This is a genomic window from Acidocella sp. C78, from assembly GCF_907164655.1.
Genome location: NZ_CAJQZK010000062.1, coordinates 29,076 through 50,910, shown reverse-complemented (window position 1 = coordinate 50,910; position 21,835 = coordinate 29,076). Strand labels below are relative to the sequence as shown.

Annotated in this window: 17 protein-coding genes; all 17 read right to left on the bottom strand. The window is 69.9% G+C overall.

What is annotated here, in order from left to right; genetic code table 11:
• Positions 1–9: 9 nt before the first annotated feature.
• Positions 10–3,969 carry a translocation/assembly module TamB domain-containing protein gene (locus ACIDOCELLA78_RS89085; protein WP_201728715.1) on the bottom strand — a complete coding sequence of 1,320 codons (3,960 nt, stop codon included), beginning with the start codon at positions 3,967–3,969 and terminating at the stop codon, positions 10–12.
• Positions 3,969–5,906: an autotransporter assembly complex family protein gene (locus tag ACIDOCELLA78_RS89080; protein ID WP_249675831.1), complete on the bottom strand. Its 1,938-nt coding sequence runs from the start codon at positions 5,904–5,906 to the stop codon at positions 3,969–3,971. Before ACIDOCELLA78_RS89080 ends, ACIDOCELLA78_RS89085 begins: the two co-directional genes overlap by 1 nt.
• A gap of 62 nt (positions 5,907–5,968) precedes the next feature.
• The gene (locus tag ACIDOCELLA78_RS89075) at positions 5,969–6,943 is read right to left on the bottom strand and encodes an RluA family pseudouridine synthase (RefSeq protein ID WP_201728713.1); all 975 of its coding nucleotides are present in this window, start codon (positions 6,941–6,943) and stop codon (positions 5,969–5,971) included.
• Entirely contained in the window at positions 6,940–8,274 is a 1,335-nt protein-coding gene (locus tag ACIDOCELLA78_RS89070; RefSeq protein WP_201728712.1) for a replication-associated recombination protein A, read from the bottom strand. The genes ACIDOCELLA78_RS89075 and ACIDOCELLA78_RS89070 overlap by 4 nt, the downstream gene beginning before the upstream one ends.
• Before the next feature lie 14 nt (positions 8,275–8,288).
• Positions 8,289–9,113, bottom strand: a complete 825-nt coding sequence (locus ACIDOCELLA78_RS89065) for a DUF2272 domain-containing protein (RefSeq protein WP_201728711.1) — start codon at positions 9,111–9,113, stop codon at positions 8,289–8,291.
• Positions 9,110–10,213 carry an S-methyl-5-thioribose-1-phosphate isomerase gene (gene mtnA, locus ACIDOCELLA78_RS89060; RefSeq protein WP_201728710.1) on the bottom strand — a complete coding sequence of 368 codons (1,104 nt, stop codon included), beginning with the start codon at positions 10,211–10,213 and terminating at the stop codon, positions 9,110–9,112. The genes ACIDOCELLA78_RS89065 and mtnA overlap by 4 nt, the downstream gene beginning before the upstream one ends.
• 218 nt (positions 10,214–10,431) lie before the next feature.
• A complete protein-coding gene (locus ACIDOCELLA78_RS89055) occupies positions 10,432–10,920 on the bottom strand; it encodes a UPF0262 family protein (protein WP_201728709.1) in 489 nt (162 codons plus the stop codon).
• Positions 10,913–11,356, bottom strand: coding sequence for a DUF983 domain-containing protein (locus ACIDOCELLA78_RS89050; RefSeq protein ID WP_201728708.1), 444 nt, complete (start codon positions 11,354–11,356; stop codon positions 10,913–10,915). The genes ACIDOCELLA78_RS89055 and ACIDOCELLA78_RS89050 overlap by 8 nt, the downstream gene beginning before the upstream one ends.
• A gap of 475 nt (positions 11,357–11,831) precedes the next feature.
• Positions 11,832–12,770 (bottom strand): hypothetical protein, encoded by a 939-nt coding sequence (locus ACIDOCELLA78_RS89045; protein WP_201728707.1) that lies wholly within the window; start codon positions 12,768–12,770, stop codon positions 11,832–11,834.
• A 232-nt stretch (positions 12,771–13,002) separates the two neighbouring features.
• Positions 13,003–13,830, bottom strand: a complete 828-nt coding sequence (locus tag ACIDOCELLA78_RS89040; protein WP_201728706.1) for a cell envelope integrity EipB family protein — start codon at positions 13,828–13,830, stop codon at positions 13,003–13,005.
• Positions 13,827–16,010: an excinuclease ABC subunit UvrB gene (gene uvrB / locus ACIDOCELLA78_RS89035; RefSeq protein WP_283770835.1), complete on the bottom strand. Its 2,184-nt coding sequence runs from the start codon at positions 16,008–16,010 to the stop codon at positions 13,827–13,829. Before uvrB ends, ACIDOCELLA78_RS89040 begins: the two co-directional genes overlap by 4 nt.
• A gap of 31 nt (positions 16,011–16,041) precedes the next feature.
• Positions 16,042–16,512 (bottom strand): phasin family protein, encoded by a 471-nt coding sequence (locus tag ACIDOCELLA78_RS89030; protein ID WP_201728705.1) that lies wholly within the window; start codon positions 16,510–16,512, stop codon positions 16,042–16,044.
• 93 nt (positions 16,513–16,605) lie between these two features.
• Entirely contained in the window at positions 16,606–17,253 is a 648-nt protein-coding gene (locus ACIDOCELLA78_RS89025) for a TetR family transcriptional regulator (protein ID WP_201728704.1), read from the bottom strand.
• A 70-nt stretch (positions 17,254–17,323) separates the two neighbouring features.
• On the bottom strand, positions 17,324–17,872 hold the full coding sequence (locus ACIDOCELLA78_RS89020) for a demethoxyubiquinone hydroxylase family protein (RefSeq protein ID WP_201728703.1): 549 nt from the start codon (positions 17,870–17,872) through the stop codon (positions 17,324–17,326).
• Complete coding sequence (locus tag ACIDOCELLA78_RS89015; protein ID WP_201728702.1) at positions 17,869–18,345, bottom strand: disulfide bond formation protein B; 477 nt, start codon at positions 18,343–18,345, stop codon at positions 17,869–17,871. Before ACIDOCELLA78_RS89015 ends, ACIDOCELLA78_RS89020 begins: the two co-directional genes overlap by 4 nt.
• A 94-nt stretch (positions 18,346–18,439) precedes the next feature.
• On the bottom strand, positions 18,440–18,913 hold the full coding sequence (gene bcp / locus ACIDOCELLA78_RS89010; protein WP_201728701.1) for a thioredoxin-dependent thiol peroxidase: 474 nt from the start codon (positions 18,911–18,913) through the stop codon (positions 18,440–18,442).
• The gene (locus tag ACIDOCELLA78_RS89005; RefSeq protein ID WP_201728700.1) at positions 18,910–21,819 is read right to left on the bottom strand and encodes a bifunctional [glutamine synthetase] adenylyltransferase/[glutamine synthetase]-adenylyl-L-tyrosine phosphorylase; all 2,910 of its coding nucleotides are present in this window, start codon (positions 21,817–21,819) and stop codon (positions 18,910–18,912) included. The genes bcp and ACIDOCELLA78_RS89005 overlap by 4 nt, the downstream gene beginning before the upstream one ends.
• Between the last annotated feature and the right edge of the window lie 16 nt (positions 21,820–21,835).

The window sequence follows — 21,835 nt, the reverse complement described above, 5'->3', positions numbered from 1 at the left end:
TGTTCTGGCTCAGTAATCGAACTGGTAGGTCAGGCCGACCGACTCGCCGGGGCCGGAACTGCCGCCGCTGCCGCTGTTGGACTGCACCTCGGTTTTCAGCTTCAGGCCCTTGTAGAGATTGATCTCGACCTTGGCGCCGGTGCCACCGCCGGTGGCGGATTGCTGGGCGCCGACATAGACGCCGGGGGCGACGTAGCGGCCGGCATTGATCGTCGGCGCGCTGGTGCCGCCGCCGATCGAGAGCTGGTCGAGCCCGAGCGCCTTGCGCAGCCCGCCGACCATATCCGGCCCGCCGCCGCCGATTCCGGCGAGATCGGCCAGCGAGGCGGCGAGCGAGGCGGCCTGCAGCGCCGAGAGATTCTGCGAGCTGGTGCCATAGAGCAGATGCGCCAGCACCTCGTCCGACGGCAAGGACGGGAGGCTGGAGAGCGAAATCTTCGGCGCGCTCGCCGGGCCGGTGAGGGCCAGGGTTGAAACCGTGCCGTCAGAGGCGGTGCCGCTCACTTCAAGGTCGATCACCGGCATCATGCCGTTGCCGTTGAAGCGGACGGTGCCGCGGCTGAGATCGAGCGTCTTGCCGCCAAGATTGAAATAGCCGCGGATCAGGTGGAAGCCGCCGGCAGGCTGCGGCGCGGCGAGCGTGCCGCCGACATGCAGCCTGCCGCCGAGATTGGCGAACAGCCCCTTGCCGCGCACGAACACCTCGTTGCGGGCATCGACCGTGAGATCGAGCGCCACGGGCGGCGCGGGGGCGGCGGGCGGCGGCGGACGGGCGCCCTTGCGCCGGATGTCGAGCCTGACCACCGAGGGCGGCAGGCCCTGCGGGATCTGGATGTTCGCCGTCTCGATCGCGACGGTGCCGGCGAGCCTGGTGCCGGTGTCGATATCGCCGGTGAGGCTGAGCGCGCCGCCGAGGCGCTCGGTCAGGATGTCGCTCGCGATCGGGCTCGCGTGGTGGAAGGCGATCCGCAGATCGACCGGCATTGGCTTGGCGAGGCCGAAACTGCCGGAACCGTCGATCGTGCCGGCGCCGGCCTTGGCCGAGAGACGGTCGAGACGGAGGGTGCGGCCGGCGGCGGTGATCGTGGCGTCGATCGTCGAAAGGTCGAGCCCGCTGGCGATGTTCTGCACCCGGCCGCCGGCCAGGGTGAGCGTGCCCGCGGCGCGGGGCGCGGCCAGCGTGCCGGTGACGCGGAGATCGGGCGTCACCGTGCCGCCGACCGCGGTGCCGCCCGCGGCCGTGAGCGGGTCGAGAAGGTGGAGATTGGCGGTTCCGGTCAGGGCGAGGTCGATGGCTCCCGCGGCCGAGAGCGGCGCGGTGCCGGCGAGTGTGAGATCCGCCCGGTTGCCGAGGGAAAGGCGCGCGGTGCCGCGGGCGCTGCGGCCGAGCAGGGTTTCATGCGCGGTGAGATCGGCCGGCGGCAGCGAGGCGGCGGGGCCGGTGAGCAGGCGCATGGATGTCGCCGCGAGATCGACCGTGCCGCGCGGCGCGCGCGGTGTGCCGGTCAGCCGGGCGCGGGCGGTGACCATGCCGGAGGCGGCGAGGCGCGGGTCGGCGGCGCGAAGCAGGGAGGCCGAGAGATTGTCGAGCCGGAACGACAGGTCCATCGGGCCGGTGAGCGCGAGCGGGGCGGTGCCGTCGAGGCTGAGACGGGCGGAGCCCAGCGTTGCGGCGATGCTGCCGCGCAGGGCATGGCCGCGCAGGGTCTCGCGGGCGGCGAGAGTCGCGCGCGGGAGCTTCGCGCCGGGGCCGGACGCAAGGCCAAGCCCCCTGCCCCGCAGCGTGACCGTGCCGGCGGGGGCTGCGAGCGTGCCGGTGAGATGGGCGGTGGCGTCGAGCAGGCCGGTGACGGCGAGGCGCGGATCCGCGGCGCGGGCGATGCCGGCGGGGAGATTGGTAAGGTTCGCGGCGAGATCGAGCGACGGGCGGATGCCGCCATCGGCGGTAAGTCGCGCCGCACCGCCGAGCCCGCCCAGGGCGATTGCGAGATGACGGATCGAGCTGGTCGGGCCGGCGCTGATGATGGCGGGGCCGAGCAGGCGGGCGGTGACGCCGCGGGCGGCGGCGTCGAGTTTCGCGAGGCGAATGGTGCGGGTCTTGCCATCGAGTGTCGCGGCGAGATCGAGCCGCGCCGGCTTGCCGGCGAGGCGGGCGAAGCGTCCCGCGGCGGTGACGGCGAGAGCGGTCTCGCTGCCCTTTGCAGTGAGGGTGAGGTTGCCCGATGCCGCCTTGCTCGTGACACCGGTGAGGGTCGCGGTGGCGGCGATCGCGGGTGTTTGCGCGAGATGGTCGATCGTCGCGTCGATCCGCGCGGCGCGGAGGGTGGCGATGTCGCCATAGGCGAGATGGCTGGCGGTGAGCGCGATGGCGGCGGGCGCGCCGGAGCGATGGGTGAAATCGGCGGTGAGCGCGCCGGCGAGCTTCAGGTGCAGCAGCGGGGCGAGATCGGCGAGGCGCGTCATGGCGAGGTGCAGCGCGCCGTCCGGCAGCAGGGCACCCGGCGCGCGGGTGATGCGGCCCTGCCCGCGCAGCGATTTCCAGGACAGGGTTTTCAGGTCGAGATCGAGAGCGCCGGCGGGGCTGCGGGCGAAGGTCGCGCCGAGCGAGAGCGGGGAGTCATAAAGCGCGCCGGCTCCCGTCAGTTTTCCTGTCGGCGCGTTGGGGAGATGGGTGGCGTCGATGGTGATGCGGAACGGGCCGGAGGGAACGCCCTTCGCGGTTACGAGACCGTCGATCGTGCCGCGCAGGGCGAGATCGTCCGGCGGGCCGGCGAGATCGATCGCCTCGGTGATCTGGCCGGCGAGAAGCGGATCGGCGAGGCCGAGGTCGGGCTGGGTGAACGTGCCCTTGAGGGCGACATGCGCGCGGGTGACGGTGCCGGCGAGATGCGCCTTCAGGGCGGCCATGTCGAGCGTCAGGCTGTGGATGGTGGCGGTGCGGTGCGCGAGGGTGAAATCGCCCGCGATTGTGGCGCGCTTGCCGACGAGGATGGGGACGGGTTTCGCCGCCTTCGTGATTTCCACCGTGTCGTCGACGTGAAGGTTGGTGACGCCGCCGCGATGCTTCACGACGACGCGCAGGACGGAGCGGCCGCCGAGCGTCTGCCTGCCGAGAGCGGCATAGGGCGCGAGTTCGGGAATGGTGATGGTGAGATTGGCGCCGGGGGCGGTTGGCGAAAGGTCGACCGTGCCGGTGCCGCGCGCCTTGAGATCGCCGAGGGCGCTGGCGAAGTGGAGGGCGGCATGGTCGCGCGGGCCGGCGATGCTCAGCGAGAGATCGACCTTCTGCTTCGCGAGATCGGGCTGGCTGGCGATGCCGGCGAAGGCGGCGATGGGGCCGCCGGGCGGTTCGTGGACGGTGAGATGCGCGCCGACCTTGCTCGCATCGAGGCGCGCGGCGAGGCGGTAGGTGCCGGCGCCGTCGAGCGAGGTGGCGTCGAGCGTGGCGGCGATGTCGTCGGGCGATTTCGCCCGGGCCTGGCCGGTGATGTTGAGCGCGAGCTTGTGGCCGAGCACGGGTTTCGCGAGCGCGAGGCGGCCGATGCCGAGATGGCGCAGGACCAGCGCGATTTTCGGGATGCCGCGCGCGGCGGATTGTTGCGGTTTCGGCTTCGCGGCGGCGGGGAGCGGCTGGCGCAGGATGTCGATGCGCTTCGCGGTGAGGTCGGTGATGTCGATGCTGCGGTGCAGGAGCGAAAATGGCGACCAGCGGAGCACGGCATCGTCGATGGTGAGCCACGCGCCCTTGCGGTCGGCGATCGCGATGCGCCTTGCGGCGATGTATGTCGGGAAATGCCCGGCTAGGCGGGTGATTTTGACCGTGCCGCCGGAGAGCGCGTCGATCTCGTGGGCGGCGAGGGTGCGGCCGGCGCCGGTGTTCAGCGCGATGCCAAGCGCGAGGCCAGCGAGGACCGGCAGGGCGACCAGGATACCGGCGATCCAGAGGATGGGCTTGACGATCCGGCGCATCAGAAGGCCTGCCCGAGCCCGATATAGACCGCGACGGAGGCGCTGCCGGGCGCGCGGTTGAGCGGGACGCCGACATCGACGCGCAACGGGCCGATGCCGGTGTAGTAGAGCAGGCCGAGACCGGCGCCGATGCGCAGCGTGCCGGTGAAGGGCGTGCCGTTGGCCGAGACCTGGCCGGCATCGATGAAGGGGGCGAGGCCGAAATGCTTGCCGATGCGCTGGCGGAACTCGGTCTCCAGCGCGTCGATCGCGGTGCCGCCCTCGGGAATGCCATCGGGGAAGAGTGGCCCGACCGTCTGGTAGGTGAAGCCGCGCACGGTGCCGGTGCCGCCGGCGTAGAAGCGCTGGTCGGGCGGGATGCCGAATTGCGAGCCGCCGAAGATGCGGCCGAGCACGCCGTGCAGCGCCAGCACGCCGCGGCCGGGGGCTTCCAGATTGATGTAGGTGCTGCCGGTGAGTTTGGCGATGACGAAAGGCTGCGTGGCGGCGCCGAGCGACAGGCTTGGGGTGAGGCGAAGGGTGAGCTTCACGCCGCGCGTGGGATCGAGGAGCGAATTCGCGGTGTCGTAGGACAGGGTGACGGGAAGCTGAAGCAGGCGGTAGGTGCGGCTTTCGCCCTCCTGGTTCACCTTCTCGAAGATGAAGCCGGCGCCGTAATCGAGCGTCAGATGCGGGCCGAGCGGGCGGGCGACGATGGCGCGACCGAGAAAGGCGGTGCGGCTATAGGCCGGCAGGTATTGCTTGAGCGCCTCGATCGTCGCGGCGATGGACTGGCCGGGACGGATGAAATCGGGCACGCGATAGGTCGCTTTCGCATCGTAGCCGGGAGCGACGATATAGGTGTGCTTGCCGAAGGTCGCGGTCTGGCTGCGGCCGCTGCCGGCGATGCCGGTGGCGCCGAGCGACAGGGTGAGGTTCTGCGCCGCGCCGAACAGGTCGCGGTCGGTCCAGGAGACATTGGCGTCGATGCCGAGATCGGAGGAGTAGGACGCGCCGAGGGCGACGGTGTGGCGCTTGCGCTCGCGCACCGCGAAGGTGACGGGCACCTGGCCGGCGGGGTGCGGCGCGGCGGCCGTATGGGCGGTGACGGAGGAGAACACGCCGAGGCCGAGAAGCTGGTCGCGCGCCGCGTCGAGCGCCGTCTGGCTGTAGCGCTGGCCGGGCCTGAGCGCGATGTGCCGGGCCATGAAGCGGCGGCGCATCCGCCGCATGCCGGTGAAGGTGATGGCGCCGACATCGACGCGCGGACCCATCGTGACCGGATAGGTGACGGCGAGCGTGTGCGTCGCGTCATCGGCTTCGGCGATGGGCGGGGCGACCTTCGCGAAGGCATAGCCGAGATTGCGCAGCCGCGCCTCCAGCCGGGATGCCGCGCCGACGAGGGGGGACGCGGCGGCCGGATCGCCCGGATGCACGCCGAGCGCCGCGATCGCGGCGGGGTCGGTGAGGCCGGGCGTGCTGATGGCGCCGACATGGTAGAGCGGGCCCTGCGCGATCGCCACGCGCACGCGGGCGGGCGGGTTTGCCGGCGCCTGTCGCAGCAGGTCCGGCAGAGCGGGGTCGGACAGGGCATGACCGTCGATGGTGATGGTGATCGTGCCGGAATCGTAGCCCTCGCTTTCCAGCACGGTGCGGAACGTGTCGAGATCGGCGCGGGCGCGGGCGATCAGCGCGAAGGGGCCGACCGCGAGCTTGCGGCGGAGGGTTTCAAGGCTCGAACTCTGGCGGATCAGCGTGTCGAGCGGAGCGTTGCCGGTGGCGACGAAGGCGACGTCATAAGGTTGCGGCTCGGCGGCAAGGGCGGATGGCGCGGGAAGCAGCGCGCCGGCGGCGAGAGCGAGCCCGACGACAGGCGCAAAACCGGGCAGGATGCGTGACAGCTCACGCGTCGCGCTACGAAATTTCCGCTCCTCCATCATCGGATGAGATAGGGGCATCCGCACGGATGCGCCATGCCGCCAAACGAATAGCCGGCCTCACGATCTCGTGATTGCGACCATCAACCGCGCCGGGCCGGGGCGGCATGCGGGGCGGTGAAGCCGAGTGTCGCGAACGTGGCTTTCATGTGCGCCGGCAGCTCTGCTTCCACGCTGAGCCGGCCGCCGCGCGGATGCGGCAGAACCAGGCGGCGGGCATGCAGGTGAAGCTGGCGGGGAAACCCCTCGGCGAAGGCGAGGTGCTCGCCATAGGGAGCATCGCCCAGGATCGGCGTGCCGATCGCCGCGCAATGGGCACGCAGCTGGTGGGTGCGGCCGGTGAGCGGATGCAGTTCGAGCCAGGAGAATTTCCGCCCGGCATTGTCGAGGGTGCGGTAATCGGTGATCGCCTTCGCGGCGTCCTCGTCATCACGGTCGGCGGGGCGGGTGCGCGCGCCCTGCGCGCCGCCGATGCGGGCGAGCGGCAGGTCGATCTGGCCTTCCATCGGGATCGGCAGGCCAACGACGATGGCCCAGTAGGTCTTTTCCATGTCGCGGCCGCGGAAGGCGGCGGCGAGGCGGTTGGCGGCGAAGGCGTTGCGGGCGAGGACGAGCACGCCGGACGTGTCGCGATCGAGCCGGTGGACCAGGCGGGGGCGGTCGGCGGCGTCGAAACGGAGCGCGTCGAGCATGCCGTCGAGATGCCTGGCGATGCCCTGGCCGCCCTGCGTGGCGAGGCCGGCGGGCTTGTCGATCACCAGCACATCGGCGTCGCGGTGCAGGATGCGGGCGTTCAGCTCCTTGATGTCCCATTCATTGGCCGCGACCGTCTGGCGCGGCTTCGGCGCCGGGGTTTCGGGCACCGGCGGAATCCGCACGACTTGGCCGGCGCCGAGATGGGTCGATGCCTCGGCGCGCTTGCCGTCCACCCTCACCTGCCCGGTGCGGCAGAATTTCTGGATCGCCCCCTGGGTGAGGCCGGGATGCAGGCTGCGGAGAAAGCGGTCGAGCCGCATGTCGGCCTGGTCGGGCTCGACGGTGACGATGCGGACGCTCATGCGCGGTCCTCCCTGAGTTTGGCCCAGTGCAGCAGGCGGCGCTTGATCTCCTGTTCGGCGCCGCGGCCGGCGGGGCGGTAGAAGGTTTCGCGGTTCATGCCGTCGGGGAAATAGGTCTGGCCGGAAAAGGCCTCTTCGCTGTCGTGATCGTATTCGTAGCCGGCGCCATAGCCGAGGTTTTTCATGAGTTTCGTGGGGGCGTTGAGGATATGGGCGGGCGGCGTCAGGCTGCCGGTGGCCTGGGCGGCGCGACGGGCGGCGCCGAAGGCGCGGTAGGCGGCGTTCGATTTCGGCGCCGTCGCGAGGTAGAGCACGAGCTGGGCGATGGCAAGATCGCCCTCCGGGCTGCCGAGCCGCTCATAGGCCTCCCACGCGGCGATGGCCTGGGTGAGCGCGGCCGGATCGGCGAGGCCGATATCCTCGACGGCGAAGCGGGTCAGGCGGCGGGCGATGTAGCGCGGGTCCTCGCCGCCGGCGAGCATGCGGGCGTACCAGTAGAGCGCGGCGTCGGGGTCGGAGCCGCGCATCGATTTGTGCAGGGCGGAGATGAGGTTGTAGTGCTCCTCGCGATCGCGATCGTAGAGGGCGGCGCGGCGGGCGATGAGGGTGGCGAGCGCCGCTTCGTCGAGCGGTGCTGGCGGGTTCGCGGCGAAGAGCTGCTCGGCCATGTTGAGGATCGCGCGGCCATCGCCATCCGCCATCGCGCGGAGGGCGGCGCGGGCGGCGTCGGTAAGGGCCAGGTCGCGCGCCATCTCCGCTTCGGCGCGGCGGAGCAAGAGTTCCAGCGCGTCGTCGTCGAGGCGGCGGAGGACGAGCACCTGACAGCGGGAGAGCAGCGCGCCGTTGAGCTCGAAGGACGGGTTTTCGGTGGTCGCACCGACGAGGGTGATGGTTCCCTCCTCGACCACGGGCAGGAACCCGTCCTGCTGGGCGCGGTTGAAGCGGTGGATTTCATCGACGAAGAGCAGCGTGCGCGCGCCGGTGCGGCGGCGGCGGGCCGCTTCCTCGAAGACGCGCTTGAGATCGGCGACACCGGAGAACACGGCGGAGATCTGCACGAAGACGAGGCCGGCGCGGTCGGCGAGCAGGCGGGCGATGGTCGTCTTGCCGACGCCGGGCGGGCCCCAGAGGATGAGCGAGGCGAGGCTGCCGCGTTCGAGCATGCGGGTCAGCGTGCCGTCCGGCCCGACGAGATGCGGCTGACCGATCACCTCGGCGAGTGCGCGCGGGCGCAAGCGCTCGGCCAGCGGCACGGCGCCGCGCGGGGCGGCGGCAGGCGCGGGCGCGGCATCGCCGAAAAGATCGCCGTCGGGAGATGGGGTGCGGGCCATCCGGCCTCTATAGTTCAATCGCGCCGATAGAGCACGCGCAGCACGACGAACCAGTCATACCGCGGGTCGACGATCGTGCCGTCGCGGTGCAGGAGGGTGCCGCGCGCGGTGAGCGGGACATGGGTGAGTGCCACCGTGTCATCGACATTGCCGCCGATGATGGAAAGCTCGGTCGGCGTCGCGACGACGACGATGGCGCAGTGCGCGGGGAAATATGCCCGGCGCGGCAGATCGGCATAGGTGATGTGGGCGGCGCTGGCGCGGCCGGCGCAGATGAGATCGCCGGGCGCGGGGGCGTGGGTCGCGGGATTTTCGGCGCGGAGTTCGGGCGGTTTCGCGCCGTGAGCGGTGGCGTCATGGGCGGCGCGCCAGGCGGCGTCGATATACTGCGCATGGTCGGGCGCGTAGGGGAAATCCGGGCCGGCGCCGGCCATCCGCATGACATAGGAAATGAAGGCGGCGGACCAGGCGTAGCGACCGTTCACCGCGCGCGGGAAGACGCGGCCCGCCGCATCGTGCTTGCCGGTCCAGCGGTCTTCGGGACGGCCGGCGTTCATGCCGATCCACCAGTAGAGCCCGACTTCCTGCCAGCCGGCATTGTCGCGCTCCTGCAACGCGGGGGGTGGCAATGCGGGGTCGTCATCGGCGGGGCCGTCGATGACGGGGCTGCCCCAGTAGCGCCACTCGCCCTCGGCAACGCCGATGGCGGCGCTGCGCGAGAACGCGGCATAGGGCTTGTTGGCGAAGGGCGGCGCGTGCGCGTCCGGCCGCATCGCGCAACCCGCAAGTGCTGCGAGCAGTGCAACAAGGCCGAGGGCGCGGCGCGCCGCCGTGTTCACGCCGCCGTCTGCAACGCCTGGTCGGGGAACATCGCGGCCAGCGCCGGCGCGCTCGCCGCACAGATGCCGCGCTCGGTGATCAGGCCGGAGACGAGGCGCGCGGGGGTGACATCGAAAGCCGGGTTGGCGGCCGGGCTGTCCTTCGGGACGATGCGGACGGTCATCATCGCGCCATCGAGCGCGCGGCCGGTGATGGTGGTGACCTCGGCCGGCGCGCGTTCCTCGATCGGGATCGAGCCGAGCCCGTCGGTAATCGTCCAGTCGATCGTCGAGGAGGGCAGCGCCACGTAGAAGGGCACGCCGTTGTCGCGCGCGGCGAGCGCCTTGAGATAGGTGCCGATCTTGTTGGCGACATCGCCGGCGCGGGTGACGCGGTCGGTGCCGACAATGACCATGTCGACCGCGCCGCGCTGCATGAAATGACCGCCGGCATTGTCGACGATCACGGTGTGCGGCACGCCGTGCTTGCCGAGTTCCCAGGCGGTGAGCGAGAAACCCTGGTTGCGCGGGCGGGTTTCATCGACGAGGACATGAACGTCGATGCCGGCATCGTGCGCCATGTAGATCGGCGCGAGCGCGGTGCCCCAGTCGACCGTCGCGATCCAGCCGGCATTGCAATGGGTGAGGATGTTGACCCGGTGGCCGGCCTGCGCGCGGGCGCGGATGAGGGCAAGGCCGTGCTCGCCGATGGCGCGGTTGGTCGCCACATCCTCGTCGCAGATCGCGGCGGCCTCGGCATAGGCGGCATCGGCGCGCTCGGCGGGGGGATGCGCGGCGAGGGTGCGCTGCATGCGCAGGAGCGCCCAGCGCAGATTGATCGCGGTCGGGCGCGTTGCGGCGAGCATGGGAATGACCGTCGCCAGCGCCTCGTCCGACGGGTCGGCGCGCATGGCGAGGGCGACGCCATAGGCGGCGGTGGCGCCGATCAGCGGGGCGCCGCGCACGAGCATCGCGCTGATCGCGTGGGCGACCTGCTCCGGCGTGGTCAGCCGCGGGATTTCGATGGCCCAGGGCAGCCTGGTCTGGTCGATGATGCGAACCGACCAGCGGTCGGATTCATCGATCCAGATCGAACGATAGGGTGTGCCGTCGATTTTCATCTCTCACCTCGAAACTGCGTCCGCCGATCTGGCGCGAGGCGGGCCGCCGCGTCAATCGCCGCGCGCGCATGGCGTGGTTCCGGGCGATGATTCCGCGCTTACGCGTTGGATGAGTGGCGCGCTTACGCGTTGGATGAGTGGCGCGCTTACGCGTTGGATGAGTGGCGCGCTTACGCGTTGGATGAGTGGCGCGCTTACGCGTTGGATGAGTGGCGCGCTTACGCGCGACGATGCAGCGCGCAGATGAGGGTGAAGAGGCGACGTGCGGTGTCGAAATCGAGCAGCACCTTGCCATCGAGCCGGGCCATGACGAGTTCGGCGCCCTCGTTGTGCAGGCCGCGGCGGCCCATGTCGATCGCCTGGATCCGCGCTTCGCGGCCTTCGGCGACGGCGGCGGCGTAGCTGTCGAGCAGCATCTGGTAATCGCGGATCATCGAGCGGAACGGGCCCGGAGCGAGGACGAGGGTTTGCAGCGTTTCGTCGGACTCGTCGCGAATGTCGAAGACGAGCCGGCCATCCTGCACCGAGAGATGCAGGATGGTCGCGGCGTCGGGATGCGTGGCGAGGGCGAAACGGTTGTCGGCCGCGAGATCGGCGATGGCCTGGTTGCGGTCGGCCTCCTGCATCGGCGAGAGCACGCCGCCGAACTCCTCGTCGAGCACGACACGGCGCAGACGGCCGCGGATGGCGGACGCGCCGTCAGCCATTGCCGGACGGCACCACCCTCGGCGCCGGGCGCAGCAGGTTGACCTTGAGCATGATCGCGAGCGTGGCACCCTTGATCGGCCGCATCATCAGCAGGATCAGCGCCAGGGTCAGCGGCACGAAGATCAACAGCGAGGCGACCCAGCTCATGCCGCCGTCATAGTCGGTGAAGACCATGAGCAGGATGACGATATGCAGCGCGATGACGAGGGTGAGATAGATCGGCGCGTCGTCGCACGGTACGCGGCCGAGCGGGGCGGCGCAGGACGCACATTCGCGCCGCACCTTGAGATAGCCCTCGAAGGCCGAGGCCTCGCCGCACGCCGGGCAGCGCATCGACAGACCGCGGCCAAGAGCGACGCCCCAGCCCGGCATGGCGACTTCGTGCTTCGTCCGCCCGCGCGGTGCAACCCAGGTGATATCGGTGTCGTCGGCCACGCTCGGATTTCCCCTGGCAATGTCCGGAACAATCTCCAGACCTTGACATGATCGACCCGAAGCGACGCGGACGCAAGCCTTTCAGCGCCTCGGCAGAGTGGGAATGCGTGGAGCGCAGGACGGAACTCGCATGACGCTCGACAGTCAAGACGATGCGAAACCGCATCGCGTCATGGAAAAAACGCAAAAAATGGGCACAAGACAAGGAATTGCCGACGCTTTTTGTTGACATCGCATATTCATACGGCCGATAGCGGAAATTGCGTGCGCCGCGCGATTCGCGTCGCAGAACTGTCGAGAGCCGATCGGTCAAATCGAGTAACGCACGCGAAAGGGAAGGATGGACACTGGCCGCAATGCCGCGAAGCCAGGCCTCGAAACGACGGGAAGACTGCCTGCACGACGATGACAACCGCGATGGCGTCACCTCAACTAACCGGACATCAACGGACCCGCGCCGCAAAATCCAGCGAGGTTAGAGCAGCAGAGGCAACGCGGCCCCGCACAGGGCGATTGCGGCCTCCATCATTGTCAAGGGCATGGCTGACCGCGTTACCCGCAACCCCGAGCGAAGGAACAACCTCGTGACCAAGCAAACCGAACCGCGCGCCAAGGCCCTCGCCGTACGCGCCAGCACCAAGACAGCCACCGCGAAAACCGCCGCGAAAGCCAGGACCGCAACCGCCAAGGGCGCGGCCGCGAAACCGGCGACGAAGGCAAAGCCGAAGTCGATTCCTGCAAAGATCGCAACTCCGAAGGCGGTTGCGAAAAAATCCGCGGCAGCGCCGAAGACAGTGAAAAGCGCCGCCGCCAAGACGGCGCCAAAAGCGGCTTCCGCCGCGAAGGCGACCGCCGCCAAGGCTTCTGCCACGAAAGGGGCGGCGGTGAAGACCGCCAGCGCCAGGGCAGCCACCGCAAAGGCGGCTGCGGGGAAGACCACTGCGAAGGCGACCGCTACGAAGGCGGCATCGACGAAAACGGCTGCGACGAAGACGGCCGCGGCGAAGACAAAGACCAAGACGGCAGCGGGCAAGGCCACGACCGCGAAAGCGGCGCCGAAGACGGCCGCCGCCAGTGCCAGGACGGCGGCGAAAAAATCCGCCCCCGCCAAGACCGCGACGAAGCCCGCCGCCGTGGCGAAAGCCGGAGCGAAGACAGGGGCGGAGACAGGGGCGAAGACAGGGGCGAAATCTGCCGCAAAAACCGCCGCCGGCAAGCCGGGCAGCGCGAAAGTCGCTGCGGCGAAGAGCGTGGTTGTGAAGGCGACGGCGGCGAAGCCGGCGCCGAAATCGGCCGCGAAGCCCGCGACGAAGACAGGCGGCAAGGCCGCCGCGCCAGCCAAGACGGTGAGCCGCACCGCGGCGACGACCCGGAAGACCGCGAATGGCAAACCGACCAGCGCCGCCCGCGCCATGCCGGACCGGCGCGCCGCGAAGCCGGTTGTCGCACGGCCGTCTGCAGGACGCACCCGCAAGACCGAGCCCGCGACGCCGGCCGCCCCCCCGGCGCCGGACGTCACCCCGGACGGCGAGGATAGCGGGACCTGATAATTGTTGTTATCGATTGATGATAAATAAATATCGATAAATCACCGTATTCCGACCGGGTGAAATCATCCGGTCGGAATACGCGGTCGGCTTGCGGAATCAGCCTTTCGCGGCTATGCCGGCGCGTGACCGGTGGGAGGATGGGCAGGCGTCCTTCAGGATGGTGAGCGAGGTCAGCTTGCCGGTCATCACGAAATTGCCGAAATCGAGCCGCACATCACGCGAGACGCCGTTGGCGAAATAGCGCATTTGCGTGCGGAAATCCGGCTCGTCGTCCTTTTGGGTGCGAGGCCAGAAGCCGATATCCACCAAGGTCGAGGGCAGTTTCGAGAGTCCGGCGAAGCGGTCGCGCCGGGGCTGCCGGTGATCGAGAATGGCGACAAATGTGTGCTCGGCCCCGTGGCTCGACGTGCCATCGAACAATGGCGGGTCGATGCCCTGCTTGCCGGCCTCGGCGGCCTGCAGAATGGTGCGGGTGTGCGCCATTGGGAACAATGTTCCGGGCGGCAGTTTTTCGGTGCGCCCCTGCGGAACGAGATAGGTCACCTCGCCGCCCTTCGGGCCCATCACGGCGGTGCCCTGATCCTGCACCTTCATCGAGGTGCCGTTGCCCTGGCGGAGCAGGAAGGTGAAGCGCCGACCATTCTTCGCCTCCCAGGTATCGTAGTCGCTGACAGTGCGGCTCAGCGTGCCGTCCTGGTTGCGGATCAGCAAGGTCATTTTCTGGCTGACCGTGTAGGCGCCGCAGGTGTTGCGGACGTCGAACACAAGGCGGCCGGTGGCGCCGGTGACGGAATGGCCGCGGACCTTGGAAAGCGTCAGCGTGTAGCTGGCATTCTGCCCGACCAGATGGATGGGCGCGCCGGCTGAGGCAACGGCGGGAAGGGCAAGTGCGGCGAGCAGGGCCGCAACGGGCAGAGTTTTCATGGGCCGCGCCTCCGGCGGCCGCCGCGCCGCTTGTCGGGGTCGTAGCCGCCGCCGCCGGGGCCGAGCGGCTCGGGCGTGCGGTTGCGTGGCCGGCGCTGCGTTGCACTCGGCGCGGGCGGCGGCGTCAGCCCGAGATCGAGCGCCTCAAGCCGCTTGATCTCGTCGCGCAGGCGCGCCGCTTCCTCGAATTCCAGATCGGCCGCGGCGTTGCGCATCCGTTTCTCCAGTTCAGCGATGGTCGATTTCAGATCCTTGCCGACGAATTCGGTAGCACCGCTGTCGCGGATCGGTGCCACGGTAACGTAGTCCTGTTCATACACCGAATGCATGATCTCGCCGATCTGCTTTTTCACGCTTTGCGGCGTGATGCCGTGCGCCGTGTTCCAGGCGGTCTGCTTGGCGCGGCGGCGCTCGGTCTCGTCGATCGCGTATTTGAGGCTGCGGGTCATCGTGTCGGCATACAGGATGACGCGGCCCTCGACATTGCGGGCGGCGCGGCCGATCGTCTGCACCAGCGATGTGGCGGAGCGGAGGAAGCCTTCCTTGTCGGCATCGAGAATGGCGACGAGCATGCATTCGGGAATGTCGAGCCCCTCGCGCAGCAGGTTGATGCCGACCAGAACGTCGTAGGCGCCGAGCCGAAGATCGCGGATGATCTCGATGCGTTCGAGCGTGTCGACATCCGAATGCAGGTAGCGCACGCGGACACCGTTTTCGGTGAGGTATTCGGTCAGGTCCTCGGCCATGCGTTTGGTCAGCGTGGTGACCAGCACGCGGCCGCCGGCCTGCGAGGTGGCGCGGCATTCGGCGAGCAGATCGTCCACCTGATGCTCGACCGGGCGGACATCGATGACGGGATCGACCAGGCCGGTCGGGCGGATGACCTGCTCGGCGAAGACGCCGCCGGTGCGCTCCATCTCCCACGGGCCGGGGGTTGCGGAGACGAAGACGGTCTGCGGCCGAAAACTCTCCCACTCCTCGAATTTCAGCGGCCGGTTGTCGATGCAGGAGGGCAGGCGGAAGCCGAATTCCGAGAGGATCGACTTGCGCGCGAAGTCGCCCTTGAACATGCCGCCGATCTGCGGAACGGTGACATGGCTTTCATCGACGATGAGCAGCGCGTTATCCGGCAGGTATTCGAACAGGGTGGGCGGCGGATCGCCGGGATTGCGGCCGGAGAGGTAGCGCGAGTAGTTCTCGATTCCCTTGCAGGAACCAGTGGTTTCCATCATCTCGATGTCGAAGGTGGTGCGCTGCTGCAATCGCTCGGCTTCGAGCAGCTTGCCGGTTTCGGTGAAGTCGTGCAGCCGCTGCTGGAGTTCCACCTTGATCTTGCCGATCGCCTGGGTGAGCGTCGGGCGCGGGGTGACGTAGTGGCTGTTGGCGTAGATCGCGATCGCGGGCAGGTCAGCCACTTTTTCGCCGGTCAGCGGGTCGAATTCGGCGATGCTCTCGATCTCGTCGCCGAACAGGGTCACGCGCCAGGCGCGGTCTTCGTACTGGCTCGGGAAAATATCGACCGTTTCGCCGCGCAGGCGGAAGGTGCCGCGCTGGAAGGCGGCATCGTTGCGGCGGTATTGCAGTTCGACCAGCGCCTTGGCGAGGCGGTCGCGGTCGATCGAGCCGCCGACTTCGAGGCGGACGACCATCTGGCTGTAGGTCTCGACCGAGCCGATGCCGTAGATGCAGGAGACGGAGGCGACGATGATGACATCGCCGCGCTCGAGCAGCGCCTGGGTGGCGGCGTGGCGCATGCGGTCGATCGCCTCGTTGATCTGGGCGTCTTTTTCTATGTAGGTGTCGGTGCGGGGAACGTAGGCTTCGGGCTGATAGTAGTCGTAGTAGGAGACGAAGTATTCCACCGCGTTTTCCGGGAAGAACGACTTCATCTCGGCATAGAGCTGGGCGGCGAGGGTCTTGTTGGGCGCGAGGATGAGCGCCGGGCGCTGCACCTGCTCGATCACCTTCGCCATCGTGAAGGTCTTGCCGGAGCCGGTCACGCCAAGCAGGACCTGGTCGCGCTCGCCGTCCCGCACGCCGCGGACGAGATCGGCGATGGCGCCCGGCTGGTCGCCGGCGGGCGCGTAGTCGGAGACGACGCGCAGCGGCTTGTGCATCGGCCGCGCCCCCTGACGCTCGGGAATGAACGGCAGGCGGGGCGCGGCGATGGCGGTGGACATGCGGATGCGGTCCGGGTTCAGCCGTGCGGGGTCAGGACTTCTTCGACTCGACGAGATGCTTCATCTCGTCCATCGCCTCGGAGAAGCGCTTGTTCAGCGTCTCCACCGCATCGTGGCTGGAGCGCTGGATGAGATCGCCGAGATCGCGCATGTTGGCGACGGCGCTTTCATAGGCGTTCTTGAGCAGCTCGGCCTGTTTCGCCGCGCGATCCTGCGAGCCGGTCACGGAGGCGAGGCCGCGCAGCTCCTCGGAGAGTTCGGTCATGGTTTTCTGCATGATCTCCATGTGCCGGCGGGCGACCGCCTGGGCCCCCTCAAGGGCGACGCGATTGGCTTCCGACAGCGCCTCGAGATTGCGGCGATAGGCGGCGAGCACGACCTCGACATCCGCCATGGCGGGAAGCTTCATCGCGCTGAACGCCTTGGTGAAGTCGAAATCCGGCAGGAAGGATGGCATCGCGCCATGTTCGGCGCCGTGCTTGGATTTGGGGGATTCGGCCATGGAACGACTCCTCTCCTTGAGATGGGGCATCGATGAGCGGCAGATCGCGCTGCCGCCATAACTCTAGACCCGGCGCCACGGAATCGCGAGGGCTTATATGCCCTCCGCCGGGTCAGCCGAAAGGTCAGGCTCAGGGGTGAAGCTGGCATCGTCACCGGGGTCGGCGGCGAGCGGGCGGGTGCCGTTGAGCTGGAGGGCGGCCTGCTCGGCGCGGGTCAGGGCGGTGTCGAGGGCGGCCATCGTCGCCGAGAGATCCTCGCTGTCGTCACGCAGCCAGGCTCGCACGGTCCAGGCCCAGACGGCGAGCAGCCCGCGCTTGCGCAGGGCGCCGCGCAGCCCGGCGGCGGAGACGCCGGCACCTTCCAGCATCCAGCCCATCGAGGCGAGATTGGCGCGGGCGAGCCAACAGGCGAGCAGCGGGTCGGTCGGGACATGGCGCAGCAGGGCGATGACGCCGGCGCGATGCTGCTGGAGGAAATCGATGCGGCGCATGACGATGTCGAACAGCCGGTCGCGCACCGCGCCATCCGATGCCGCACCGTGCAGGGCGTGCATGTCGGCAAGCCGGCCGAAACGGGCGAGGATCATCCCGGTGCAGGCGAAACTGCGGCGGGCGCGATCGAGATCGAGCCCGCCATGCCGGGCGGCGGCGGCGGCGGTGACCCGGCGCCACCCCTGGCTGGCGCCGAGATCGAAGGCGGCGGCGACCAGATCCTGTTCGAAACGTTCCGTGCTGCTCATGGGTGCAGATTTAGGATGGCGGGGCCGTGCTGCCAACCGCCCTGCCCCGCCGGCAATGCCACGCTGCGGATCAGACCCGTTCGCTGATCGCGATCGCGGCGCGGCAGCCGGCGCGGATCGCCCCCGAGAGCAGGCGATAGAACGGCGCCTGCTCCGCCTCGTTGGCGAGGCCGATGTCGCGGTGTTCCAGCTCTTCCTGGCGGAAGGTCTCGATCGTCGCGGAAAGTTCGGGCTCGGCATCGCCCAGGCGGTCGCGCTGGGCGGCGTAATGCGCGTCGATGGTTTCCTCGACGGCGACGGTGCAGGCCATCGCGGCGCGCGGGCCCATCGCCGCGGTGGCGGCGCCGAGGGCGAAGCCGGCGATGCGCCAGAGCGGCAGCAGCGCGGTCGGGCGCACCCGGCGCTCGCCGACCAGGCGGGAGAACGTGTCGAGATGGACCTGCTCCTGCGCCTTCATGTGGCGCAGCGTGTCGCCATGGCGGCCGCGGCCGAGCACGGCGAGCTGGCCGGCATAGATCTGCTTGGCGCCGAACTCGCCGGCATGGTCGACCCGGATCATGCGGGCGATTTCCGCGCGCGGCGGACGATCGCCGGGGAGATAGTCGATGTCTGTGCTCATGCGTTGCTCCGTTTCTCACGGAAGATATGCGCGCTTGCCGCCAGCGCCACCACCAGCGACCAGATCAGGTCCATCGTCGCGAAGGACACCGGCAGGAAGGGGATGAGAAACACCGGCGCGTCGCACGAGGCGGAGGGGCGGAGCGGCAGGTTGGCGCCGAAGGACGGCGGCGGCGCGTTGCATTCCGGCAGCGGGCTCTTCCACCAGTGCTGCTCGGCGCCGACATGGACGAAGGCGATCGCCACGTTGACGAAGAGCGCGAGGGCGGCGAGGCCGATCAGCACCCGGGCCGGCAGGCGCGGCAGGATCGCCGCGAGGATCCCGAGGGCGGCGGCGATGCGCCAGGGCCAGCGCTCGATATAGCAGAGCGGGCACGGGATCATCCGCAGCACGTCCTGGGCGAAATAGGCGGTGCCGAGGGCGGCGAAGGCGGCAAGGGCGAGAAACAGGCCATAACGCCGGTGCGATGTCATGCTGCGGATATGCCGGAGGGGCTGGCGGCGCGCAATCCGGCGGGGCGCAGGCCGGGCATCACGATCAGTGGCGCCGGTGCCCCCGCCGGGCGGTTCATGCCTTTGGCAGGGCGGCGGCGGCCTCCATCACCGCCTTCGCATGACCGGGCACTTTCACGCCGCGCCAGGCCTTCGCGATGCGGCCATCGGCGCCGACCAGGAAGGTCGAGCGGTCGATGCCCATGTATTTGCGGCCATACATCGACTTCTCGACCCAGGCGCCGAAGGCCTCGACCACGGCGCCGGCTTCGTCGGAGGCCAGCGGGAAGGCGAGATCGTATTTGGCGGCGAATTTCTCCAGCGCCGGCATCTTGTCCTTGGAGACGCCGATCACGTCGATGCCGATGCCGCCGAGTGCCGGCAGCGCCTCCTGGAAGGCGCAGGCTTCCTTGGTGCAGCCGGGCGTGTCGGCCTTCGGGTAGAAATAGAGAATGAAGGGCCGGCCCTTGTAGCCGGCCAGCGAAACGGTGCGCCCGCCGGTCGCGGGCAGGGTGAAATCCGGCGCGTGGTCGCCTTCGGCAACGCTCATGCTGTGTCTCCTCGTGGATTGGTGATGCCGCGCGGATCGCCGAGATGGCGCACGAAGGACGTGCGGACGACGGCGGCCTGCGCCTCCATCGTGGCGATGATCCCGTCGAAATCAAGCGCGCCGGCGGCGGCGAGAATGGGGGCCAGGGCTGATTTCGGAGATTCGGAGCGGGGATCGGCGAGGCCGGTGATGCGGCGCATGGCCTGCACGGCGCGATACCAGCGATCGGCCGCGGCGAGCGCGCCGGCCTCGTCGGGGGCGAGCGCGCCGCAGGCTTCGAGGGCCGCGAGCGCCTCGGCGGTGCGCTGGCGGAACCGCGCGGGCTGGCCGCGGAAATGGACGAGTTGCAGCGCCTCGGCGATGAAGCCGAGCTCCATCATGCCGCCGGCGCGGTGCTTGAGGTCGAACGAGCCGGCGGGCGGGGCGTCGCGCGCGAGGCGGGCGCGCATCGCCACCGTATCCGCGCGGGTGGTCGCGGGCGGGACATCGCGCGCGAGGGCGGCGCGGATTTCGGCATCGACCACCGGCGCGAAACCGCGGGTGGCGGCGAGCACACGCGCGCGGGTCAGCGCCAGGCGTTCCCAGGTCCAGGCTTCCTCGGCGTGGTAGCGGCGGAAGGCGGCGCGCGAGACGGCGACCGGCCCCTTGTTGCCGGACGGGCGGAGCCGCATGTCGACCGCGTAGATCGCCCCCTCGGCGCCGGGAGCGGTGATGGCGGCGACCAGCGCGTGCGCGAGGCGCGAGAAATACTGGCTCGGCGGCAGGCGGGCGGCGGCGGCTTCGGGCGGGTGGTCGTAGATCAGCATCAGGTCGAGATCGGAGCCGGGCTGCATCTCGCGCGCGCCGACCCGCCCGAGCGCGACGATGGCGAAGCGCCCGCCCCGCACCCGGCCGTGGCGGGCGGCGAAATCGGCCATCACCCGGGGCAGCAGGGCGGCGAGCGCGGCATCGGCGAGATCGGTCCGCCAGGTCGAGGCCTGATCGGCGTCGATCCGGCGTTCCAGTGTCGCGACCGCGAGGTGGAATTCCTCGCGCCGGACGAAGCGGCGCAGCGTGTCGAGCGCGGTTTCGAGATCGGCGGCGTCGCGCAGCAGGCGGCGCAGCGCGGGGCCGGGACGGGTGAAGCGGGCGACCGGGGCGAGCAGCGCATCGAGCGCGCCGGGATGGGTGGCGAGATGATCGGCGAGCGGCGGCGCGGCGCCGAGAACGGTCGCCAGCCGGTCGAGCAGCGCGGGGTTGTGCTGGAACAGCGAGAGCAGGCTGACGCCGGCGCTCTGGCGTTCCAGCATCCGGTCGAACCGGCGGAAGGCGAGATCGGGATCGGGCTGGCCGCCGAGGGCGCGCAGCAGCGCCGGCAGGATGGAATCGAGCAGTTCGCGGGCGCGCGCGGTGCGCAGCGCCGGCAGCGTGCCGTTGCGCCAGAGCCGGAGCCTGACCGCGAGATGTTGCGGATCGGCGAAGCCGAGCGTCCGCGCCTGCGCGGCGAAGGCGGCGGGGGCGGCGCCGGACTCGCCGGGATCGGGCGCGCCATCCTCGTCGCGGCCCGGATCGGCGTCGAAGAAATCGGCGAAGAGGGCGTTCACCGTCTCGCAGAGCGCATCGAGCCAAGCTGCGAAGCGCGCGGCGTCCGGCATGTTCATGAAGGTGGCGAAGCGGGCGAGGCCGGCCTCGGTCTCGGGCAGGGTGTGGGTCTGGCGATCCTCGACCATTTGCAGCCGGTGCTCGATCTGGCGGAGCGCGCGATAGGCGGCGGCGAGGTCGCGCGCGGCGGCGCGCGGCAGGTGGCCAGCGGCGGCGAGCGCGCGCAGGGCCGGCAGCGTGGCCGGGATGCGCAGCGCCGGCTCGTGCCCGCCCCAGACCAGTTCCAGCGTCTGCACGATGAACTCGATTTCGCGAATGCCGCCGCGGCCGAGCTTGACGTCGCGCCCGGCGATGCGGCCCGGGGCGTCGCGGCGGCGCTGGTCGATCCGCCGCTTCATCTCATGGATTTCGGCGACCGCGGCGAAATCGAGATTGCGGCGCCAGATGAAGGGGCGGATCTGCTCGAGGAAGGACGCGCCGAACGCGCGGTCGCCGGCGACCGGCCGGGCCTTGGAAAACGCGGCGCGCTCCCACGTGCGGCCCTGGCTTTCATAGTAGCTGAGGGCGGCGGCGAGGCTTATGACCGGCGGGGTGGCGGCGGGATCGGGGCGCAGGCGCAGATCGACGCGGAAGACCATGCCATCCGCATCGCGCTCGGTGAGCAGCGGGACGAGATCGCGCGCGAGACGCGCCATGGCGGATTGCGAATCGTCCCGGTAAACGGAAGATGAAGGATCGAACAGCAGCACGAGGTCGATATCGCTCGAATAGTTCAACTCGCGCGCGCCGAGCTTGCCCATGCCGAGCACGGCGAAGCGGCTCGCCCGTTCGGGATCGGCCGGATCGGGCAGGCTGATGGTGCCGCGCGCGTGCAGGTGGCGCAGCAGATGGCGCAGCGCGAGGCCGATACTGGCATCGGCAAGGTCGGACAGCGCGGCGGTCACCTGCTCGACGCTCCAGGCGCCGGAGAGATCGGCCAGCGCGATGGCCAGCGCGGCACGCCGCTTGGCCTCGCGCAGGGCACGGCCGATCGCGGCGCGGGTGGCGAGCGGGTCGGCATCGCGCAGCAGGGCCAGCGCCTCGGCCATCACGGCGCCGGCGCCCTCGGCGAGCACGCGCGGCGGGATGTCGGGTTCGCGCAGGGCGAGATGGGCGAGATGCGGGGCGTTGCCGCCGAGACAGTCGAGCAGGGCGCGGCCGGGTGCCGCATCGGCGAAATGTCGCGCGGCGGGGCCGATCGCGGCGAAGTCCGCCGCGAACGACGCGGCGGCGCGCGTATCGGCGGGCGGCGGAAATCCGGGGGCCGGCGGCAGGAACTCGTTCATGCGGCCGGGAGTGTTC

Bases quoted from the DNA above. Each gene is read 5' to 3' on its own strand.
- ACIDOCELLA78_RS89085 (WP_201728715.1), bottom strand. From the start codon at position 3,969: ATGCGCCGGATCGTCAAGCCCATCCTCTGGATCGCCGGTATCCTGGTC.
- ACIDOCELLA78_RS89080 (WP_249675831.1), bottom strand. From the start codon at position 5,906: ATGCCCCTATCTCATCCGATGATGGAGGAGCGGAAATTTCGTAGCGCG.
- ACIDOCELLA78_RS89075 (WP_201728713.1), bottom strand. From the start codon at position 6,943: ATGAGCGTCCGCATCGTCACCGTCGAGCCCGACCAGGCCGACATGCGG.
- ACIDOCELLA78_RS89070 (WP_201728712.1), bottom strand. From the start codon at position 8,274: ATGGCCCGCACCCCATCTCCCGACGGCGATCTTTTCGGCGATGCCGCG.
- mtnA (WP_201728710.1), bottom strand. From the start codon at position 10,213: ATGAAAATCGACGGCACACCCTATCGTTCGATCTGGATCGATGAATCC.
- ACIDOCELLA78_RS89055 (WP_201728709.1), bottom strand. From the start codon at position 10,920: ATGGCTGACGGCGCGTCCGCCATCCGCGGCCGTCTGCGCCGTGTCGTG.
- ACIDOCELLA78_RS89045 (WP_201728707.1), bottom strand. From the start codon at position 12,770: ATGGCGCGGGCGGCGCTGGTCGGTTTGCCATTCGCGGTCTTCCGGGTC.
- ACIDOCELLA78_RS89040 (WP_201728706.1), bottom strand. From the start codon at position 13,830: ATGAAAACTCTGCCCGTTGCGGCCCTGCTCGCCGCACTTGCCCTTCCC.
- uvrB (WP_283770835.1), bottom strand. From the start codon at position 16,010: ATGTCCACCGCCATCGCCGCGCCCCGCCTGCCGTTCATTCCCGAGCGT.
- ACIDOCELLA78_RS89030 (WP_201728705.1), bottom strand. From the start codon at position 16,512: ATGGCCGAATCCCCCAAATCCAAGCACGGCGCCGAACATGGCGCGATG.
- ACIDOCELLA78_RS89025 (WP_201728704.1), bottom strand. From the start codon at position 17,253: ATGAGCAGCACGGAACGTTTCGAACAGGATCTGGTCGCCGCCGCCTTC.
- ACIDOCELLA78_RS89020 (WP_201728703.1), bottom strand. From the start codon at position 17,872: ATGAGCACAGACATCGACTATCTCCCCGGCGATCGTCCGCCGCGCGCG.
- ACIDOCELLA78_RS89015 (WP_201728702.1), bottom strand. From the start codon at position 18,345: ATGACATCGCACCGGCGTTATGGCCTGTTTCTCGCCCTTGCCGCCTTC.
- bcp (WP_201728701.1), bottom strand. From the start codon at position 18,913: ATGAGCGTTGCCGAAGGCGACCACGCGCCGGATTTCACCCTGCCCGCG.
- ACIDOCELLA78_RS89005 (WP_201728700.1), bottom strand. From the start codon at position 21,819: ATGAACGAGTTCCTGCCGCCGGCCCCCGGATTTCCGCCGCCCGCCGAT.